The 4,784-nt window shown below is 62.9% G+C and carries 1 protein-coding gene; it reads left to right on the plus strand.

From position 1 onward, the window contains the following. A partial coding sequence (locus E8E95_RS04125) for an Ig-like domain-containing protein (RefSeq protein ID WP_280348327.1) occupies positions 1-4,784 on the plus strand: 4,784 nt, incomplete at both ends.

Raw genomic sequence — 4,784 nt, forward strand, 5'->3', positions numbered from 1 at the left:
GCCAATGGCACCCTGCAACTCAATGGCGTGGCACTCAACATCGGCGACAGCGTGCCGGCCACCGGCAATGGCGCCAGTGTCATCTTCGTGCCCAGCGCCAACTGGAACGGCACCACCAGCTTCGACTACGCCGCGGTGGATAACCAGGGCCTAGAGGACAGCACTCCGGCCACTGTCACCATCACCGTGGCGTCGGTCAACGATGCGCCGGAAACGAACGCGGCCAGCGGTTCGGGTAATGAAGACGCGGCCGGCATTCCGGTCAGCCTCAGCGGTTCGGACCTCGACGGCACAGTTGCTCAGTTCATCATCAAATCCCTGCCGGCCAATGGCACCCTGCAACTCAATGGCGTGGCACTCAACATCGGCGACAGCGTCCCGGCCACCGTTAATGGCGCCAGCCTCACCTTCGTGCCGAACGCCAACTGGAACGGCACCGCGACCTTCGACTACGCCGCGGTGGATAACCAGGGGTTGGAAGATGCCACCCCGGCCACTGGCACCATCACCGTCGCCGCGATCAATGATGCGCCGGAAACGAACGCGGCCAGTGGTTCCGGCGATGAAGACTCCGCCGGTATTCCGGTTGCTCTGAGCGGCTCGGACTTCGACGGCAACGTCGCCAGCTTTGTGATCAAGTCCCTGCCCGCCAATGGCGTCCTGCAACTCAATGGCGTGGCACTCAACATCGGCGACAGCGTGCCGGCCACCGGCAACGGCGCCAGCCTCACCTTCGTGCCCAACGCCAACTGGAACGGCACCACGACCTTCGATTACGCCGCAGTGGACAACCAGGGGCTGGAAGACGGCACTCCGGCTACCGGCACCATCACCGTTGCCGCGGTGAACGACGCCCCGGTCGTAGACAGCAACACCATCAACGTCAATGAAGAGAGCGTCGGCACCGACCTGGGCCTGCAGGCGCCAACCGATATCGATGGCGACAGCCTGACCATCACCATTACCGGCCTCCCCATCCTGGGCAGCGTCACCCTGGCCGACGGCTCCCCGGTCAGCAATGGCCAGGTTCTGACCAGCGCCCAACTGGAAGGCCTGAAGTACAACGCACCGGCCGACTACACCAGCGGCGATGCTGTGGGTTCGTTCACCTACAGCGTCTATGACGGCACCACCACCGTGAACGGCGCGGTCAGCATTGGCGTCACCCCAGTCAACGACGCGCCGGTCGCGAACGCCGACAGCGACAACGTGCAGGAAGACGCCACCCTGACCAGCACTGGCCGAGGTGTGCTCAGCAACGACACCGACGCGGACGGCGATAACCTGACCGTCGTGGCGGTCAATAACCAGAGCGGCAATGTCGGCCACACCGTCAACGGCCTCTTTGGCCAACTGACCCTCAATGCCGACGGCTCGTACAGCTATGTGGCCAACAACGCCAGCAGCCTGGCCCAGGGCGAAAAGGTCACGGAAACCTTCAGCTACACCATCTCCGACGGTAACGGCGGTTCCCATACCGCCAACCTGGTGATTACCCTCACAGGGACCAACGACGGCGCCATCATCGGTGGCGTCGACACCGGCAGCGTGAAAGAGGACACCACCCTCACCACAGGTGGCACCCTGACCGCCGCCGATGTCGATGGCACGGACAACCTCTTCACCGCCAGCACCCAGACCGGCAGCTACGGCTCCCTGAGCCTGGGCAGCCACGGCGCCTGGACCTACACCCTCGACAACGGCGCGGCCCAGGTCCAGGCGCTCACCGAAGGCGAGAGCAAGACCGAGACCTTCACGGTCAGCGCCGCGGATGGCACTACCCACGTCATCAGCGTCACCGTGATCGGCACCAATGAAGACGCTGTCCTCGGCAGTGCCAACGTCCAACTGACCGAAACCAACGTCCCGCTGACCACTGGCGGCACCCTGACCATCAGCGACGTCGACAGTTCGGAGACCTTCGTTGCCCAGAACGGCACCGTTGGCGACTATGGCAGCTTCAGCATCGCAGCCAACGGCACCTGGACTTACACCGCCAACTCCGCCTTCAACGAGCTGAATGTCGGTGATTCCCGCACTGACATCTTCGAAGTGGTCAGCGCCGACGGCACCAAGACCAGCGTCACCGTCACCATCAATGGCAGCAACGATGCCCCGCGGACCAGCCCGGAGCACGCCATTGGCAATGAAGACACCGTCATCCAGGTCGACCTGCATGGCACGGATGTGGATGGCACTGTCGCCAGCTTCAAGCTCACTTCGCTGCCCGCGAACGGAACCTTCTACAGTGACGCAGCTGCCACCAATCCGCTGACGCTCAGCAGTGTCATCACTGCGACCAGCAATGGCGCGACCATCTACTTCAAACCCGATGCCAATTGGAGCGGCACTACCAACTTCAAGTACGTCGCCACCGACAACAGCGGCCTGGCAGATCCCACTCCAGTTAACGGCAACATCACTGTCCACGCGGTGAACGACCCAACTGTCGTTGCACCCGACACCAAGTCCGTGGCCGAAGACAATCCGGCCACCGGCAATGTGCTGGGCAACGACAGCGATGTGGATAACCTCCTGACTGTTACGACGTTCAGCGTCAGTGGCGTGCCGGGCACCTTCAGCGCTGGCTCCAATGCGCTCATCGCCGGTGTCGGCACCCTGACCATCGCCGCTGATGGCAACTACACCTTCACGCCGGCCGCCAACTGGAACGGCACGGTGCCGCAGGTCACCTACACCACCAATACCGGCAGCGAATCCACGCTGGATATCACCGTCACGCCAGTGAACGATGCGCCTGTCGCCAGCAATGACGGCCCGATTCCGGTCACAGAGGACATCGCCGCCACCGGCAATGTGCTGACCAACGACAATGACGTCGAGAATGACACCCTGACCGTCACCGACTTCACCTTCGGCGGCAGCACTTATCTGGCTGGCCAGAGCGCCACCGTCGCAGGCGTCGGCACCCTGGTGATCAATGCCAACGGCAGCTTCACCTTCACCCCCGCACCGAACTACAACGGCCCGCTACCGACCGCGACCTACACCGTTTCCGACGGCAACCTCACCGACACCGCTGAGCTGAACTTCGGCAACGTGTCGCCGGTGAACGATGCGTCCGTGATGGTCGCTGACAGCAACTCCGTGGCTGAAGACAATCCCGCCACCGGCAACGTGCTGGATAACGACAGTGATGTGGATAACACCCTCACCGTCGCCAGCTTCACCGTGGCCGGCGTCACCGGCACCTTCACCGCGGGCTCCAGTGCGGTCATCGCCGGTGTCGGCACCCTGACCATCGCCGCTGACGGCAACTACACCTTCACCCCGGTGCAGAACTGGAGCGGCGCGGTGCCGGAAGTTACCTACACCACCAACACCGGCAGCGATTCGACGCTGAATATCACCGTCACCCCGGTGGACGATGCGTCCGTCCTGATCGCTGACACCAACTCCGTGGCCGAAGACAACCCGGCCACCGGCAATGTGCTGGACAACGACAGCGATGTGGATAACACCCTGACGGTCGCCAGCTTCACGGTGGCCGGCATCACCAGCAGCTTCAACGCCGGCCAGACCGCGACCATCGCCAACGTGGGTACCTTCACCCTCGACAGCAATGGTGACTACACCTTCACTCCGGCCGCCAACTGGAATGGCTCGGTGCCGCAGGTCACCTACACCACCAATACCGGCAGCGAATCTACGCTGGATATCACTGTCACGCCGGTAAATGACGCGCCCATTGCCTCCAATGACGGCCCGATTCCGGTGACCGAGGACATCGCCGCCACCGGCAATGTCCTGACCAACGACAATGACGTCGACAACAGCACCCTTACCGTTACTCAATTCGAGGTCGGTGGCAGCACCTACCAGGCTGGCCAGAGCGCCACCGTCGCGGGCGTCGGCACCCTGGTGATCAACGCCAACGGCAGCTTCACCTTCACCCCGGCCCCGAACTACAACGGCCCGGTACCGACTGCGACCTACACCGTTTCCGACGGCAACCTCACCGACACTGCCGAGCTGAGCTTCGGCAACGTATCGCCGGTCGACGACGCGTCCGTGATGGTCGCTGATAGCAACTCCGTGGTTGAAGACAATCCCGCTATCGGCAACGTGCTGGACAACGACAGTGATGTGGATAACGTCCTGACCGTTTCAGCGTTCAGCATCAGTGGCGTGACTGGCACCTTCACGGCGGGCTCCAGTGCGGTCATCGCCGGTGTCGGCACCCTGACCATCGCGGCCAACGGCAACTACACCTTCACGCCGGCGCAGAACTGGAACGGCAACGTCCCGCAGGTCACCTACACCACCAACACCGGTAGCGAATCCACGCTCGACATCAGTGTTACCCCGCTGAACGATGCGCCGGAAACCAACGCCACCACTGGTTCGGGCAACGAAGACAATCCGATCACGGTCAACCTCAGCGGTTCGGACATCGACGGCAACGTCGACCACTTCGTCATCAAGTCCGTGCCATCCGACGGCAACCTGATGCTCAACGGCGTCGTACTTGGCCTTGGCGCAATCGTTCCGGCGACTGCCAACGGTGCAACGGTCACCTTCGTACCGAATGCCAACTGGAACGGCAGCACCAGCTTCCAGTACGCCTCGGTGGACAACGACGGCCTGGAAGATCCGACCCCGGCCACTGGCACCATTACCGTCAATGCGGTCAACGACGCGCCCATCGCCGTCAATGACGGTCCGATCGCGGTCACCGAAGACACCCCGGTCAGCGGCAATGTGCTGACCAACGACAGCGACCCGGACGGCAATGCCCTGACCGTCACCGGCTTCAGCTTCGG

It is taken from the genome of Pseudomonas sp. BN414, assembly GCF_029871275.1.
GTDB classification, from domain to species: domain Bacteria; phylum Pseudomonadota; class Gammaproteobacteria; order Pseudomonadales; family Pseudomonadaceae; genus Metapseudomonas; species Metapseudomonas resinovorans_C.